Annotated in this window: 14 protein-coding genes and 6 pseudogenes; 6 read left to right on the top strand and 14 right to left on the bottom strand. The window is 27.7% G+C overall.

What is annotated here, in order from left to right:
* The first annotated feature begins 87 nt into the window (after nt 1-87).
* From PL321_RS11430 to PL321_RS11405, 6 genes and pseudogenes are all read left to right on the top strand, one after another.
* Nucleotides 88-471 carry a hypothetical protein gene (locus PL321_RS11430; protein WP_273962125.1) on the top strand — a complete coding sequence of 128 codons (384 nt, stop codon included), beginning with the start codon at nt 88-90 and terminating at the stop codon, nt 469-471.
* Nucleotides 428-760 (top strand): hypothetical protein, encoded by a 333-nt coding sequence (locus tag PL321_RS11425; RefSeq protein ID WP_273962124.1) that lies wholly within the window; start codon nt 428-430, stop codon nt 758-760. Before PL321_RS11430 ends, PL321_RS11425 begins: the two co-directional genes overlap by 44 nt.
* Nucleotides 761-926: 166 nt before the next feature.
* Complete coding sequence (locus PL321_RS11420) at nt 927-1,217, top strand: hypothetical protein (RefSeq protein ID WP_273962123.1); 291 nt, start codon at nt 927-929, stop codon at nt 1,215-1,217.
* Nucleotides 1,218-1,491: 274 nt separating this feature from the next.
* A pseudogene (locus tag PL321_RS11415) lies at nt 1,492-1,869 on the top strand (transposase); the annotation flags it as partial.
* A complete protein-coding gene (locus PL321_RS11410; RefSeq protein WP_273964543.1) occupies nt 1,866-2,558 on the top strand; it encodes a transposase in 693 nt (230 codons plus the stop codon). The pseudogene PL321_RS11415 and the gene PL321_RS11410, both read left to right, overlap by 4 nt.
* Nucleotides 2,559-2,763: 205 nt before the next feature.
* A pseudogene (locus PL321_RS11405) lies at nt 2,764-4,141 on the top strand (IS1380 family transposase).
* A gap of 641 nt (nt 4,142-4,782) precedes the next feature.
* Here the strand turns inward: PL321_RS11405 and PL321_RS11400 are convergent.
* From PL321_RS11400 to PL321_RS11340, 14 genes and pseudogenes are all read right to left on the bottom strand, one after another.
* Nucleotides 4,783-5,727 (bottom strand): annotated as a pseudogene (locus PL321_RS11400) (IS256 family transposase).
* Nucleotides 5,728-5,932: 205 nt separating this feature from the next.
* Nucleotides 5,933-6,373 (bottom strand): hypothetical protein, encoded by a 441-nt coding sequence (locus tag PL321_RS11395; RefSeq protein WP_273962122.1) that lies wholly within the window; start codon nt 6,371-6,373, stop codon nt 5,933-5,935.
* Nucleotides 6,374-6,954: 581 nt separating this feature from the next.
* Nucleotides 6,955-7,704, bottom strand: a complete 750-nt coding sequence (locus PL321_RS11390) for a hypothetical protein (RefSeq protein ID WP_273962121.1) — start codon at nt 7,702-7,704, stop codon at nt 6,955-6,957.
* A 742-nt stretch (nt 7,705-8,446) separates the two neighbouring features.
* Complete coding sequence (locus tag PL321_RS11385) at nt 8,447-8,578, bottom strand: hypothetical protein (protein ID WP_273962120.1); 132 nt, start codon at nt 8,576-8,578, stop codon at nt 8,447-8,449.
* Between the two features lie 429 nt (nt 8,579-9,007).
* Nucleotides 9,008-10,591 (bottom strand): annotated as a pseudogene (locus PL321_RS21400) (recombinase family protein).
* Nucleotides 10,551-11,783: a recombinase family protein gene (locus PL321_RS11375; protein WP_273962119.1), complete on the bottom strand. Its 1,233-nt coding sequence runs from the start codon at nt 11,781-11,783 to the stop codon at nt 10,551-10,553. The pseudogene PL321_RS21400 and the gene PL321_RS11375 overlap by 41 nt, the downstream one beginning before the upstream one ends.
* A gap of 153 nt (nt 11,784-11,936) precedes the next feature.
* A pseudogene (locus tag PL321_RS20040) lies at nt 11,937-12,100 on the bottom strand (SHOCT domain-containing protein).
* A gap of 52 nt (nt 12,101-12,152) precedes the next feature.
* Nucleotides 12,153-12,809 carry an N-acetylmuramoyl-L-alanine amidase gene (locus PL321_RS11370; protein ID WP_273962118.1) on the bottom strand — a complete coding sequence of 219 codons (657 nt, stop codon included), beginning with the start codon at nt 12,807-12,809 and terminating at the stop codon, nt 12,153-12,155.
* Nucleotides 12,769-13,210: pseudogene (locus tag PL321_RS11365) on the bottom strand (phage holin family protein). Before PL321_RS11365 ends, PL321_RS11370 begins: the two are co-directional and overlap by 41 nt.
* A gap of 37 nt (nt 13,211-13,247) precedes the next feature.
* Nucleotides 13,248-13,448, bottom strand: coding sequence for a hypothetical protein (locus PL321_RS11360; RefSeq protein ID WP_273962117.1), 201 nt, complete (start codon nt 13,446-13,448; stop codon nt 13,248-13,250).
* An 11-nt stretch (nt 13,449-13,459) separates the two neighbouring features.
* Nucleotides 13,460-13,801, bottom strand: coding sequence for a hypothetical protein (locus PL321_RS11355; protein ID WP_273962116.1), 342 nt, complete (start codon nt 13,799-13,801; stop codon nt 13,460-13,462).
* On the bottom strand, nt 13,777-14,616 hold the full coding sequence (locus PL321_RS11350; protein ID WP_273962115.1) for a hypothetical protein: 840 nt from the start codon (nt 14,614-14,616) through the stop codon (nt 13,777-13,779). The genes PL321_RS11355 and PL321_RS11350 overlap by 25 nt, the downstream gene beginning before the upstream one ends.
* Before the next feature lie 66 nt (nt 14,617-14,682).
* Nucleotides 14,683-16,275 carry a LamG-like jellyroll fold domain-containing protein gene (locus PL321_RS11345; protein ID WP_273964542.1) on the bottom strand — a complete coding sequence of 531 codons (1,593 nt, stop codon included), beginning with the start codon at nt 16,273-16,275 and terminating at the stop codon, nt 14,683-14,685.
* 11 nt (nt 16,276-16,286) lie between these two features.
* Complete coding sequence (locus tag PL321_RS11340; RefSeq protein ID WP_273962114.1) at nt 16,287-16,430, bottom strand: hypothetical protein; 144 nt, start codon at nt 16,428-16,430, stop codon at nt 16,287-16,289.
* Nucleotides 16,431-16,500: the final 70 nt, after the last annotated feature.

Genomic DNA, 16,500 nt, shown 5'->3' with positions numbered 1-16,500 from the left:
TGCTAAACCTATACTTGAAATTTGGCGTAAATATACTTCAAATGCACAGTTTACTAAGTTGGTTAAATGTGTTGATGAAATGGGGTATTGGAAAAAGATCTTAAATCTATACTTGTTGCATTAGAGATAGCCATTAATATTATTTTTGATATGTTAAAAAGGATGAAAAGGGAATTAGTAAAGTATAAATCGATTGTTTCTACTATTTATATTTATGGAGTATATATTTTACCTACTATTGAAAAAAAACAGCTGATTAATAAATTAAAATCAAATGGATATCCTGAACATTTTTATATAAACAAAACAGGTGTGGTTCTATTATGCCTTGATGAGATTAAGAAAAGAATAGAAGAAACTTTACAAGAAGATACGTCTTTAGATAAAGAAAAACTAAAAGAAGATTTAATTCTTGCAACCTTAATACATGAACATACCTCATGCTGCAATATACGAAGGTCTAAATTATAACAGTAGTAATGTAACATTTAATTCTAAATGGAGTAATGGAAAAAGGTTTAAGACAGTGTCTGAAGGTTTAGCTAAATGGGCAGAGCTGAATTATTTTCGTGATAATAAAGTAGTATATGATATAATATATAACCATGCATTAAGCGGAGAATTTCCTAATTGGCCATATTCTGCTGCAATATTAATGGAAAATAGTTATTTGAAATTAGGAGATATGAAATATAAAGCATTAGTGGAATATTTTAGAAGAGATTACTTAGCAGCTTACAAATTGCTTGTTAGCGAATAGCGATAAGTTGTTCAGATTTGTAATAAATAAATTTTTCTTTTGTTAAGCATTAAACATACTTGATAGGTTGAGGATAATAAAATAAATAAGGTTATTTAAGTGAAAGCTATTTAATAATAAATTTTAATAGATTCTTAAATACTATTATTTTATTAGGAGGTTAGAAATGGTTCTAAGGAAAGAATGGATGAATATGGAAAGTGATATAATTAAAAAGTTAAGAAAGATAATGAATGAGTATGATCCTGCATTAATAATTCACACTGATTATCAAATAGATGAATATGATCCTGAGATTGTTGACATATTGAATAGATGCAGTCATATTAGAGATTTTGAAAGATTTAAAGAAGGGGTATTAGAGGTATTAAGCTTTTGGTTTGCATTATTTGGAGTTGAGGAAATTTTAGATAATTTAGCAAAAGAACTTTATAATGCAATTCACGAAAATGATTGAGCAAATTTCATAATTCTTAAGCCTTGAAAATACTTAATTTTTGTTAATACAAAAAGGAAATTCACCTCAAATGTCGAATATATATAAGTAAGATCAAAATACCAACAAAGGGGTGAATCCTACTTATGTATATTCGACAAGAATGTCTATTTTCCTTCGAAGAAATATTAAAATTTCAAAAAGAAAATAAACTTCAATTAATTTTATCTCAACTTGATTTTAGCGACTTGATAAATAAACTAAAAAACCTAAACATAAAAGAGGTCCGAAAGGACATAATCCTGTTTCTTTAATTAATGCATTAATTGCTATGCAAGTAGAAAAAATCAATGATTTTAATAGATTAAAACAGAGATTAGATTCTGACTTATACTTTAAGTTTAACTGTGGTTTTGATATACTAAAACCTTCACCCTCTACATCAACTTTTAGTAGATTTTTATCTAAAATATCATCTATGCCTGATGTAGAAGAAGAATTTAAACGTCTTGTGCTAAAAGTTAAAAATTTAGGTATCATTGATGATACTAATGTTGCTATTGATGCTACTAAATTAGATTCTTTTGAAAAAGCTAAACCAAAATCTAAAATTAAAGATGATGGCATATCCCCTAATTGGGGTAAGAAAAAGATACTGATGGTAATGATATAAAGTGGTTTGGATGGAAAGCACATATAATAGTAGATTGTAAAAGTGAATTACCACTTTATGTAGACATTACTCCTGCAAGTTTTAATGATGGTAAGTATGCTATTTGTTTACTTAAAAAATTTAAACAATTTTGGGGTTCTATATTAAGTCCTAGATATTACATAATGGATTCAAGTTATGATATTGAGGAAAATTACAACTACATTATAAATAATACTAATGGTCAAGCAATTATAGCATACAACAAAAGAGGTAGTTATGCTCCACCAGAAGGATTTAATGATAACCTATGGCCTATATGTTCTATGGGATATCCTCTTTCATTTTGGGGTATAGATGGAAATTATATAAAACTTCGTTGTCCTCATGCTACAGGGAAAGTTGATTGTCCATATGGGCTAAGCTGGTGTAGCAGTTCAAACTACGGATATTGCTTAAAAGTAAATTATAAGAAAAACCATAGGTTATTTAGCTATCCGCTAAGAGGTTCAGAAAAATGGATTAAATTATATAACTTAAGAACCTCTGTTGAAAGATGCAATAGTAGATTGAAAGAATATTTAAATTTAGATAATATGCGTTCTGCAGGAATAGCCAAAGCTAAAACATGGGCATTATTAAATTGTATAGCATTAGTTGCTGGTACAATAGCTGTAAATAAATTAAACACATTATCCACAAGTGCTTAGTGGTAATAAAATATAATATTTACCATAAAATCACAATATTTGCTTGTGGTTTATTAAAGTACGTCAAAAATACATATTTAAATCAATTTCTATTAAAAATCAAATAAATCAATATTATAACCTGTGGATAAATTATACAGTTTTAAAATTTCTTAATTGTGCAATTCCCTCAATTACAAAAACAAAACACAAAAGGGTGATTTCTATGAATAGTTTACAACAAAATCAAAAAAATTTAAAGAAAAAAATTAGGTTTTTAAACATAAAGGCAAAATTTAATGATACGAAAGTTTCTTCTGTAGCAACTTTTTCTTATGTGGAATTGTTTAAACAAATAATAGGACTATCAACTATTTTAGAAAAAGGCGTAGCCTATAAGAAGGCAGCTAATTCTATTTTTAGTACTGCAGAAATTATAGAATACTTGATTGATGCAAATATACTTGGGTTCTCAAGATTTATGCATATTGAAACCTTAAGAAATGATGAAGGATATAAAAAGTTTAAAGGTATAGATAAATTACCCAGTGAAAAAGTATGTAGAGACCTTTTAAAAGCTTTACCAACAGAAGCTTTAGAAGAATTAAGAACTATAAATAAAAAAATACTTGATTTAAAGTCTTCGACTGAAGATATGCGAGAGGTTTGTATTAATATTGATGATACTGTGATAACTATCTTTGGCAATCAAGAAGAATCAGGAATAGGATATAATCCAAGGTACAATGGAAGACCATCATTTAAAGAAAAAGTTGGGTTTATTTCAGGAACTGATGAATTACTTAACGTTACTCTTGAAAATGGTAGACATCACAGTAATTATAAATTTTTAGATTTCTTTAAGATTTGTGTAAACCAGCTACCATCAAGATATATTCTTAAAAGAGTTAGACTTGATAGAGGTTTTTGATGAAGAAAACTTTTTATATTTTGAAGATAATGGAATAGAATATGTTGTTAAGTGTAAAATGTACTCTACTATTAAAATGATAATAGATTTTGTAAATAAAAATCCGAAGGATTATAGATGGCATGATATAAGTTCCACTTTATCTGTTATGGAAATTACTGTTCCATTGCCTAAATGGCAAAGAGCAAGAAGATTTGTTATAATAAGAGAAAAATTTATTCCAAAAGATATAAATCAATTAATGTTCGAAGAATGTAAATATAAATATCAAGCGATAGTAACAAATATAGACTATTTAACACCTGAAGAAATATTTCAAGATTATAATCAACGCTGTGATGTTGAAAATAATATAGATGAAATAAAAGAAGGCTACGCCTTTAGCGAAAATAGTTTAGTAAATCATAAATGCAATGAATTGTACCTTTTAATAAAAATGATAGCATATAACATTCATAACTGGTTTAAACAGTCAATTATGCCTAAGGAAATACAACATCATGAAATTAGTACTTTAAGGAGAATATTTTATAGAGTTTGTGGTAATGTTTGCGGTAGCAAATATTATAGATATTTAAGTTTTTCAAACAACTACCTATTAGAAAAAATCATTACTTATATTCAAAAACAAATACATGTTTTTAGTAGAAAGATGATAGCAGTATACACTTAATAGTAAGATAAAAATAATAAATTACCTTAAAAAACCAAATATTATTTGGTTTTATTAAGTATACTCAAAAACAGACCTAACGGTATTAAATATCATACCAAATGTAATTTTATTCATAAAGAAAATAAAAATGGCAAGTAGAATTTTTTAAAAAATTAACTTGCCGAATTCAAGTTAAATAAAAATAATATTAAAATTAAATAGAAACATTAAATATGTTGATTTAACAAAGGGGTTATAAGTTAGATTTTATTGTAATTATCCTCTAACTCAAAAACCCCTTTTTATATGCATAAAATGTAAGTTTAAGATATTGTAGAGTATTGTATTATAATTATGATATTATGGAATAATAAAGTAAAAGATGTTATAAACTTTAGGAGAGTTAGTATAGAGGTTTTTGGTATAAAACACCTACTTAAACTTTTATAGCTATGTGACTTATAATAGTCTAGGTAGTGTAAAATAATTTGTGTATTTTAAACAACTTTACCTCTTTTCATGGTAAGAATATAGAATCAGAATTAGTAATTTCATTTGAGAGTATATCCAATTTTAAAAATTTTATGCATTAATTTGAATAAATTTGGTTAAAATAATTGATTAAGGGGTAGTTTAGAGTTTTTTGCTTTTTGTATATATTATATGTATTTTTCTAGTCTACCTGGGTACATTATTAATAATTGGTTTAGTACCATATCCCAATTTTTATATCTTTGAGTCCATTTCTTTACTACATTCATACTAACAAGATAAAGCATTTTTTCTAGTGATTCATCTGAAGGAAATATAGCTTTGGATTTTGTAGCTTTTCTCAATTGTCTATGGAACCCTTCAATAATATTAGTTGTATACATGATTTTTCTGATTTCATTAGGAAATTTATAAAATGGACTCAATACATCTTCTACTCCTCTATTTTTAAGTTCATTTAAAACACCAAGCCAAAATCTAGAACTTTCGTTTTCACCTATCCATATACCTAAAATATCCTTATTCCCTTCAATAGTTACCCCTAAAACAACATAAGCTGCTCTATTTATTATGTGTCCATCAGTCCTAACTTTATAATGTATAGCATCCATAAATATGAAAGGATATGTTTTTTCTAAAGGTCTTAATTGCCAACTTTTAATTTCAGGAACGATTCTTTCAGTTATCTTGCTAACCATCTCAGCAGAAACATCTATACCATATATTTCTTTAATTTGGTCATGAATATCTCTTGTAGACATACCTTTTGCATAAAGAGCAATAATTTTTTCTTCTATTCCAGAAATATCTCTTTTGTGCTTTGGGACAATTTTAGGCTCAAATTCCCCATTTCTATAACGTGGGATATCAATTTCCATTTCTCCGAATTGAGTTTTAACTGTCTTTTGAGTATATCCATTTCTAGAATTTGAAGTATTCTTATCTGTCTTTTCATATTTTTCATAGCCCAAATTTGAGGAAAGCTCCGCTTCAAGCATTTCTTGTAAAGTCTCTTTAAAAAGTTCTTTTAGAGATTAATATAGGTCGTTTACAGATTGAATATTGTTTTGGTTAATAAAAGCTTTTAACTGTTCTTTTGATAATAAAGACATTTAAAAACCTCCCCTTGATTTATATTTCTAGTTCTTACCAAGAAAGAGGTCTTTAATCAATTTACACAAAATTATTTACAGTCCCCTAGGATATTTTAATATCTTTTTATGAAAATTAAATACACCATTTTTTTGACGCTTACCCAAAATTACAATTGTGAAATTTTCTCATTTACGTATGGGAGTTATTGATACACCCCCTTAGTTATATCATAAAACTCCATAAAAAATCCTTCTTTTTATATTCTTTTATTATCTTATTATTCCCTATTCTAATTTCAAATACATTTGTATCGTCATCAATATATCCAAAATGAATTAAATAATTCCCCATCAAAATATTATAAACATCATACGGTCCTTTAAGATTTTGTATAAATTTATACCTATCACTATTTTTATCAATTTCATAAGTTATACAACCTAAATACTTATTATTTAATAAATTATATGTATATAGTATAACAAGTTTATCATCTATGGTATGTTCTTTAATACATTTAAAATCATTAATTTTAATAGAAGATTTTTGTAGTTCATTGTTAATTCTAAATTTTATATCTTCAACCACCTTGTCTTTAACAGTATATTCTCTATAATCCTTATATACTTTATCTTTAATGTAACTATTACAATATATAACCAAATATATACCCGGTACTAAAATAAATAAAAATAATATTATACCAAATATATTTTTTTCATATTAATGCCTCCTAAATTTTAACATTAATTCAGCAAGTAATTTTAAAAAACATTAACATTACTGGATTTCTATTCCAAAAACTTTAATATAAACATTAGATACATCCAAGCTTACAAGTAACACTTTACAAATCCAAATTTAATTGAATTTTGTTAAGTTATATGGATATCCGAAGTTTATCTACTCTTTGAGCCATTTTATATATAGTGAAAAACAAAAACTCCTAAAGAAAAGTGAATTTATGTATAAATCATTTAGTAAAAATTCATATCCTAGAAATTACTCATAAGTTTTTTGAAGTTAATTTTTAATTGGTAAATCATTCACATTAGACTTTATTAACTAAAATCACATAAAAATAGTGAATTCTATCTAGAAAATTATTTACTCCTTAGAACTTACCTAATATTAAATTATTCAAAAATTTATCTTTGATTCGCCAAAAGTTTCCTAATTTTTCTAGGACACTTAGCGAATAAAAGTTTATATTAAACATTATAAATTAAAAATCTAAATCTAAATCAATATCCACCAACATAATGTGAAGCATTAGCAGTAGCATAATCATCTACTTTTGGGAAACCTTCGTCTTTCTTAATCTTAACAATATATCTTATTCCTGATGAATAATAACTAGTACCTGTTTGAAACTGTTCTGTTGCAACTATTCCATTTAATACCCTTGTATGTATTGAATTTATAAATCTTAATTCTACATAACTTGAACCTATTCCACCAGCATTTTTTTCTATTTTAACACTTGAACCTAAATCATAAGTATAGCTAACTCCCCAAGGAAGAGAAAAAGTTACTTGTCCTAAATTTTGAGTAGAAGGTTTTGGATCATAATTATAAACTTTTGTTTTTCCACCACCATCTTGATATATGTACATTTCTTTTATCTTGTACATAGAATCCGTTGTTTCTGCTTCTATTATTGCTTTATGATATGACCTATATTGTCCATTTGTAGGTGAGTCTGCATCTTTTTGAAGATCGATTGACCATTGTATTTTAACAGTCTTCCACACATCTACATTAGAACCAACTTTTACACTTTTCCAATTAGCGGCTTGTACTAAATTTCTTCTTAAACTTGTATTTTTATTATACACATGTTCAGTTTCTTTATCAATTATTCTCTTTCTGATTCTTAGATTAAAATCACTCTTAGACATATATAGCATTCCCTCTTTTATATTATCGTCATTATCATCATAAACATTTAATCCTATTATATCATAACTATTTTTATCTATTTTTCTTACCAAAACAGCTACCCTTTTAGGTTTTTGTCTATTTGTTCATCACAATAATCATCATCAATATCTAAATATTCTAATGCTTCTTTCTTAGATATATTGTCTCTGCGTATAACAATTGTTTGGCCCATATTATACATTTTTATAATTTTATTTTTTACTCCAGGTTTTTTAATTATATTGCCATCTACCCAAATAATTGAATCTTTATTATAATCTTGAAAATTTTTAATATCTATTTTTTAATATTTCCTTTAACTTCTATTCCATTCATCTTTATTTTTATTTGGTTTTTATTGATATTATTTTCTGTAATATAATAGATATCATTTTGCTCAATTAAATCACTTGCTTTTACACTGAAATATATGCCATAATTTTGACTTAAAAAATACATATAATCAAAATTAAAAATACTCTCTTTTTCATTGTTATCTCCCTCTCCTTAACTTAATTCTTAATTTAGTCGGTTGCAGAATTCTGCAACCATTGATTTTACTATTTTTTAGCCATAAGGCTTTTATATTTTCCTCCACTGTGGCATTATTAAATTATAACAACCTTTAAAACTATCCACAGAGGAGGAGAATATCATGTTTTATACAAGCAACATATATCAACTTAACTTTTTGAGCAAATATATAAATTTAAAAACATAGATAATAAATTAAATCTTGGTTATTTTCTTGAACATGCTCTTTATTTTATATAAATCAACCGGTTGATTATATGCACAAATCAGAACTATCAACTATAAGCTATTTGGACTCACCCCTATATATAAATCTACAATTAATGTATCTAATGCTTGTCCATCTTTTATGTCAGTTACAGTCACATTATATACTACAGTTATTTGTTGTAAATTATTTATATTATTCATCTTTTCATTATATGTATTTTGTAATAAAATCAGCTCCTCAACATATCTTACATATACAACATTTACTAGCTTAAACTTATATCTACTTGTATTATTAAACTCTACTACTCTACCTTAAGAATACTAATTAATCTTAATTCTTTTTATTCTATATTAAACACAAAATTTTTTCAGAAGTCACTGTATATAATTATTTATCAAATATATATTTTTGTCTTATTGTATATAATAACCATTTCATCTACAATTATATATATATATATATAATGTCAATTATATTTTTTCTATTTTTTTCTACATTATTCTGTATATACCATGTTTAATTTAATTGTTTTATTTAAGTAAATTTAAATTTACACATTTTTTAGTTATATACTTTTAGTGCATAAAAAGAAACTAGATTACTCTATCCCCCTTAAATGTTTTTATTTATATCAACTTACAACTTATTTCCCTACCATCTTTAAATACAAATATTATCTTCCCATTATCATTTACAACCACCCTATCAACCGTTCCAAACCAAAGCTCCTCATCAAACTCTGTAATTAATTCATCCCTTCCTTCAAGTTCCTTTATGAACTCCAATATTTTCTCCTTCTTAACCTTTTTCTCAAACCTTTTTTCATTTATCCTTTCTATTTCACTTTTAATTCCTTCATACTTGTTAACTAACTCCTCATACCTTTCAATATACTTCCCTTGGTCTATTTTACTTCGAGCATTTTCTTCAATACATTTTCTAATAATTTCAGATATTACCTCAAGTTCTCCCTTAAGTTTTTCTGTTTCTTTATCAATCTTTGATGTATCTGTTAGTTCCTTTATAACTTCCTCATACCCTTTTAATATCTCTTCCTTATTTTCAATAAATCCATTAAACACCTCAACAAAAGCCTTCTTTATCTTATCTTCATAAATATGTGGTGTCTTGCACCTTTTATCATTTTTTAACTTATTATTGCACTGCCATATTACCCTCCTATATTTACTCGTAGAGTGCCAAACCTTTCTGCCATAGAAACTTCCACAGTCGCCACATATAATCTTCCCTGAAAAGCAGCTACCTCCTGTCTTATAACCCTTTACTTCTTTTCTCTTTTAATTTCATCCTGCACTAAATCAAATACTTCAGGAGAAATTATAGCCGGATGGCTGTTTTGTACATAATACTGTGGAACCTCACCTTCATTTCTCTTTATCTTCTTTGTAAGAAAATCTACTGTAAACTTCTTTTGCAGTATTGCATCTCCCTTGTATTTTTCATTTTGAAGTATGCTTAATACTGTGCTTTGGTGCCATACCTTTTTACCTGCTGGTGTTTTTACTTTATTCTCAGTTAAATACTTTGCTATACTTAATGCTGTTTTTCCTCTAAAAACATTTTATATATTAACCTTACAATCTCAGCTTCTTCCTCTACTATCTTTGGATAACCATCTTCTCCTTTTGTGTAGCCTAAAAAGTTTTTATATGGCAAACTAAACTTCCCATCTGCAAATCTTTTTCTTTGTCCCCATGTAACATTTTCACTAATTGAACGGCTCTCCTCTTGTGCAAGACTTGACATTATGGTAATTAAAAGCTCTCCTTTGCTGTCCATTGTATATATATTTTCCTTTTCAAAATATACTTCTACACCTTTTTCCTTTAGTTTTCTAACTGTTGTTAATGTATCTACTGTATTTCTTGCAAATCGGCTAACTGACTTTGTGATTATAAGGTCTATCTTACCACTTAAGGCATCTTCAATCATTCTATTGAATCCATCTCTCTTTTAGTGCTTGTTGTTGATATTCCTTCATCTGTATAGACATTTACAAATATCCAATCAGGGTTTGCCTTTATATATTTTGTATAGTAATCCATCTGTGCCTCAAAACTTTGAAGTTGTTCTTCATTGTCAGTTGAAACTCTTGCATAGGCTGCTACTCTTTTTCTATTTACTTTTGTTTTTGTAATTGGAGAAACATTATTTGCTGTTGCAGGTATTACAGTTACGGCTCTTGCCATAGGTTTTTCCTCCCTTCAATTCTTTTAAGGCTTTCTTCTCTTGCCCTTTGGCGTTTTTCTTCACTCCAGCTTTCACTTCTTGGTTTATAACTCCATTCTTTTTAACTATACTTCCATCGTTTAATATAAAGGCAATTTTTCCCTGCTCTATATTCTGTATTTCCTTTATTTTCTTTTCAAACTCTTCTGTTCCTAAAACCTCATTGCAAAGTGAAATTAAAATATCCTCAGGGATCTGTTTTGCTGGGCAGGCATCTTTACCATATTTTAAATAGGTAGAACACTGCCATATAAACTTATCCCTTACTCTTTTCCTTCTATACTTCTTACCGCATATACCACATATAATTTTCCCTGAAAATATTTGATTCGAACTTTCTTTTTGATTTGAATACTTTGATTTTCTTTCTTCTAAAATCTTCTGGGCCTTTTGAAATGTTTCTAAATCGATTATTGCTGGATGTGTTTCTTCTGCATAATATCTTTGAAGTTCTCCTTTATTTCTAACTAAAGTCTTTGTTAAATGGTCCTTTACATATTTTTTCTGAAGCATTGCATTTCCTGTATACTTCTCATTCTTTAATATTTCTACTACCCTTTCAGAATTCCATTTTCCACCCCTTATTTTTTCTATTCCCATTTCTCTTAGCTTCTTTGCTATTTTAGTTGCACCCATTCCATTTATATAGTCTTGAAAAATCATTCGGACAATTTTAGCCTCATCCTCATTGATTTCTATTTTCCCTTTTTCTATCCTATACCCATACATAAATCTTAAGTTAACAAGTTCTCCTTCTTTAAAGCCTTTTCTTATCCTCCATTTTATGTTTTCACTGACTGACCTTGATTCTTCTTGTGCAAATGAAGCGAGGATAGTCAGCATAAGCTCACCATCCCCGCTAATACTGTGAATATTTTCTTTTTCAAAATATACATCAATATTTAAATCCTTTAGTTTTCTTACTGTTTCAAGTAATGTTACAGTGTTTCTTGCAAATCTTGAAATTGATTTTGTTATAACCATATCTATTTTGCCATCTCTACAGTCTTTAAGTAATCTTTGAAACTCTGGTCTTTCATCCTTTGTTCCAGTCATAGCCTCATCAGCATATACTCCTGCAAATTCCCATTCAACGTGTTTTTGAATAAAGCTACTGTAGTAACTAATTTGGGCTGAAAGAGAGTGAAGCATTGCATCCTTTCCACTTGATACTCTTGCATAGGCAGCAACACGTTTTTTACTATAGGTTTAATAATTTTAGGTTCAAGCTTTATAACCTTCCTTTGCATTATTGATTCCCCCTTTCAGCTACATATGTTAGCTCTTATATTGATACAAAGCAAGTTAATTATATGTTAGTGTTTCTATGGCAGGTCTATATTTATCAATAAACATCTTCTTTATTTTTTCAAAGTCATCTTCATCAATTATATTTTTGAAAGCATTGATTTTGCAATAGCAATTGATACCCTGTAGTTTTTCTCTCTTTCATACTGCTCTTTAGTCATAAGTATCCCCTTTTAAGCATAAAAAATGAAGCCCATAAAAGCTTCAATATTATTATTTAGATTCAACAATAACTGCATCTATACCTAGTTCTTTTAATCTTTTAACCTGCTTTTCTGCATTTTCTCTTTGTAAAAATGAGCCTGCGACTACTCTGTATAGAGTTTTAGGAGCTTCTACATATTTTATATTTAACTGCTCTAATATAGCCTTTGCTATTTCTTTTGCTATTTCATCTTTTCTGCTGTCAAATAATTTGTTGTCCTCACTATTGTCAATAAAGCCAACTTCAATAAGAACTGCAGGTGATTTTGTTTCTCTTAAAACATAAAAATTAGCCTTTTTAACTCCTCTATTAGTAAAACCAACTTGAGTCAAAGCCTTTTGAATCTTATTTGCAAGCTCTATTGATTTTTCTCTACCTATTATATATACATATGTTTCAACCCCATTTGTTTTCTCTGGTATATAGGCATTCCTATGAAAGGATATAAAGTAATCAAAATTGCCTTTATTTGCAAACAATGTTCTATCCTTTAAACTTAAAGTTGTATCAGAAGTTCTTGTTTCACCTACAATTACACCATGCCTTCTTAATTCTTCTGCAATCTTCAAACCCAGTTCTAAATTATCATCCTTTTCACACCTTCCTTTATATACAGCACCACTATCAACCCCACCATGACCATAGTCTAAACATACCTTTGCCATTTCTTATCTCCCCTTCATTCATTTGTTTTAATAGTTCTTTTAGCTTTTGTGGAACAGGTAGTCCAATCTTTGCTGAATTTTCAATTATACTTATGCCTTCATTTGAAATATAGAAAAAATAACGGCAGTTCTAATTGCACTACCGTTTTTAATCAAATGAACATCTACTATGTTACCTATACCTACCATTACAAAAATTAATACCTTCTTAAATATCCCCTAAATCCCACCTCACTTGAAAGTTTCTTTTCTATTACTGCTACCATAAGCCCCGTCAAATAATCAATTACAACAAAGGTTACAAGTGCATACATAAACCCATCAAACCCTCCTAAAAAGTATCCAATATATCCGCCTATGGTAGCAGAGATTAATTGGAATACGTTATTTGAACCCTTCATACTATCCCCCTATTTATATAAATTTAGTTAGTTTAAATTAAGAAAATTCTTTTGCTAATATTTTATTCATTGGATCCTCAAATCTAAAATCATATTGTATTTTCATAGTATTGGTTTCTGTTTTTGTCAGTCTTGATGGTAGTTTATTGAATGCACCCATAAAACCAATCAATCTTCTTGTAACCTCTAATATTAGTCGCCCATCTGAATCAGTTTTAGAGCTTACCTTTATATTCATATTATTTTTTCTTACATTTTGATAATTTTTATAATAACTTCCCCAACTGAAATATTTGTTGATACTGTTCTTACATTTTCTGAAACATCAACCCATATCTGATTAGAATAATCTTTATATTTCCCCATTATCTTTCCATCTTGTACCTTAAGTGCCCATGGTGTAACAGTATTTTCTTCTACAGTCCATATAGATTTTAGTCCTTGTTCTTCAGAAACTAAGAATTTTGTATATTCATCTTTTGTTGTATCTCCTGACTTTACATTGCAAATATATAAATAGTCTCCTTCGTAAACCATACACTTATCAATTCCTAAACCTGATACATTCATAGTTTGAACAACAGAATCCATTTCGTAATCATATAAGTGAATTTTTGATTAGTATTATCTATTAATGCAATTTTCCCATCTGACCTCATATTGAAAACAATAGTACTATTCATTGGTAATGAGTTTATATATTGTTCCATATCTCTATAAAATAAAAAATTCATGTCCTTATCAAAAACATAAATCCTTGATAGCTTATATTTAATTTTGTTGTCTGCTACAGTTTCTTTGTCAGTACATACAGCTATTAATATATTGTCATTTCTTGAATCTTCCATTGGTATAACATCTGCGAAATTATTAAACTGTTTTCCTGTATTAAAGGTTTTAGTATCAAGCTCATATGCTCTTGAATATGAATCATTTGCCCAATAAATACAATCAAAATCTCCATTACCTGCATGAGTTGGAAAATCAAAAACAAAATGAACTATGAAATCATTTCCTTCCTTATAAAATTTAGTTTCTGCAACATTTATCGTTCCTCTTGATGTATCTCCACCTGAATACGGCAAATATCTATCAGCATACCCTCTAACTCTATGTGTTATTGGCACTCTTATTTGAAATGGATCTTCTTGTACAGGTTCTACCCCTTGATTAGTCAATTGTGCTATATAAATATTTTTAAAAGGGTCAGCATCAATTTTAGGTATAAAGTTATTTTGTGTTATTCCTATTCCACAAATATACGAAATAAAAAAATTATAATATAGAATTATCGATTGGGCATATGTTACTACATTTTCACTTACTGATTCTACTTCTATCTCACCTGTTTTTGAATTAAATATTTGAACCTTACTTATTCCTCTAATTTCTGTATATGGTTTCATCTTATCAATTAAAATTTCTTGATTTAATAAATTATTTTTGTATAGCTAATCATTATCTCACCCACTTTATCTGTAAAATAATGTTATTTCGTTGATTGTTGCTATTGAACTAGCATCATTTGAATTAATATATATACCTAATCTAATTTTGTTTGATGTTCCTATAAAACTTATCCATTTATCTTCTGCTATAGAATTTATTTGCACAGCTGTATTAGACGTATAACTAATGTTGTTTATGTCTATTGAACTTATTTGAGTAAAATTATTCCCATTAAACCAATACCACGAATTTCCTTCATCAATACTTATAATAAATTTGATAATAACATTGCCAATAGTGTTAACATCTATATTTATCCTACTTAAACTTCCTTCTAAAATATAATCTTTGCTCCCTAAAATCAATTCTTCCTTTGGTATAAAGGTTTCTACAATATTTTTACTATTTAATTTTATAGGACTATAAACAACAATCTCAGGTTCATTAGTTAATATACCGATTCTTGAATTAGGAATTTCTGTTACTGCATAATTTAAAAACATATCTTCTGTTAATGGTAATTCCCCTATTTTAACAAAAGAAACTCCATCCCACGTTTTAATTTCATTTCCATCAATCATTAAAAACAGTTTCTGTGGTATTAAGTTTTCTCCTACTAAAAATCCATTAATATATGCTTTTGCTGTGGAATCATTCCATATTGTCCAAGTAAATTGAGCTTGTGGAGTTTCAGCTGTACTACTATAAATTGAACCAATAATTTTAAAATAGTTATCCTCATATTTACAATTTTCATGATACATAATATCTCGTTTTCCCAAAAACCAATTATATATAATATACTCTGAATTTATATCATCCAGCAAAATAGGTGTAGTGGGAATAATAAATACCCCTGATTGTTCAGCTTTTATATTTAAATTCCATTCAGCAATAACATTACTTGGTTTACCTTGTGGTATATCTGTTGAACCTTTTGGCCTGAATTTCGCTAAAACAATATATACATCTCCTGGTTCTTTAAAATGAGCAGGTATAGATATCCCTTCTATATAAAATGGCTTTTTAATATAAAAAATTTGTCCTCTACAATCTTTTGATTTTTCTCTTGTTTCAGAAAAATTATTACCTAACCAAATTAAATCGTCTTGATATTTACCTTTTAAATTTATCGTTTCATCAACCCATTTAAATGTCGTTGGGACTATACCATTTATGTTACCAACACAGTCATTTATCTTTGTCCCATTACCTTCATTTATCTTCCAATAATGCAAAAGACCATTGGTTGTAGTATCTATTTCATTTCTCATATGTTTTCCTATTATTTCTTGTGTTAAAGGTATATTCCATAGACTTAAATCACTTACTCTACATTTACATTGATAGGTTGGTGTAACATTATCATCACTAAAAAGTCCTCCTAAACTTAACTTTGTCGCTGCTGTTTTTTCTATTTCATTTTTATTATCATTAAAGCTATATATATAAGGTCCATAACCATTAACATATAAAAACAAACCATCATTTTGATAAGTTATTGCTATGTGTGTCCATAGGTCCCAAGAAAGTTTTTTATTACTTACATGATTATAAAGGGTTGTATCTTTTCTTCTTATAAAACATCTTAAAGCACCATTTGCATCTGTTCCTATATTAAATCCATTTAATCGTCCAAAAATCTACAATTGCTTGGAACTTTTTCTAATACCTTTATCCAAAACATAATTGATAAAGTATTTGTATATTCTGATGAATCGTAAAAACCAAAATCAACCAAATTAACACCATCTGTTTCTAAGCACTTCATTATATTAATTCAACCCTTTCAATTGTTTTTATTTTTGTTTTATCAATCAAATTAGTTCTATAAACAAATC

The organism is Caloramator sp. mosi_1, assembly GCF_028622835.1.
In the GTDB taxonomy this organism is placed as follows: Bacteria; Bacillota; Clostridia; order Clostridiales; family Caloramatoraceae; genus Thermobrachium.
The sequence above is the reverse complement of the archived record's forward strand: the minus strand, read 5'-3'. Positions and strand labels throughout refer to the sequence as shown.

Bases quoted from the DNA above. Each gene is read 5' to 3' on its own strand.
- PL321_RS11425 (WP_273962124.1), top strand. From the start codon at position 428: ATGAACATACCTCATGCTGCAATATACGAAGGTCTAAATTATAACAGT.
- PL321_RS11420 (WP_273962123.1), top strand. From the start codon at position 927: ATGGTTCTAAGGAAAGAATGGATGAATATGGAAAGTGATATAATTAAA.
- PL321_RS11385 (WP_273962120.1), bottom strand. From the start codon at position 8,578: ATGAATAATATAAATAATTTACAACAAATAACTGTAGTATATAATGTG.
- PL321_RS11375 (WP_273962119.1), bottom strand. From the start codon at position 11,783: ATGCTTCACTCTCTTTCAGCCCAAATTAGTTACTACAGTAGCTTTATT.
- PL321_RS11370 (WP_273962118.1), bottom strand. From the start codon at position 12,809: ATGGCAAAGGTATGTTTAGACTATGGTCATGGTGGGGTTGATAGTGGT.
- PL321_RS11360 (WP_273962117.1), bottom strand. From the start codon at position 13,448: ATGAATATAAAGGTAAGCTCTAAAACTGATTCAGATGGGCGACTAATA.
- PL321_RS11355 (WP_273962116.1), bottom strand. From the start codon at position 13,801: ATGGATTCTGTTGTTCAAACTATGAATGTATCAGGTTTAGGAATTGAT.
- PL321_RS11350 (WP_273962115.1), bottom strand. From the start codon at position 14,616: ATGAAACCATATACAGAAATTAGAGGAATAAGTAAGGTTCAAATATTT.
- PL321_RS11340 (WP_273962114.1), bottom strand. From the start codon at position 16,430: ATGAAGTGCTTAGAAACAGATGGTGTTAATTTGGTTGATTTTGGTTTT.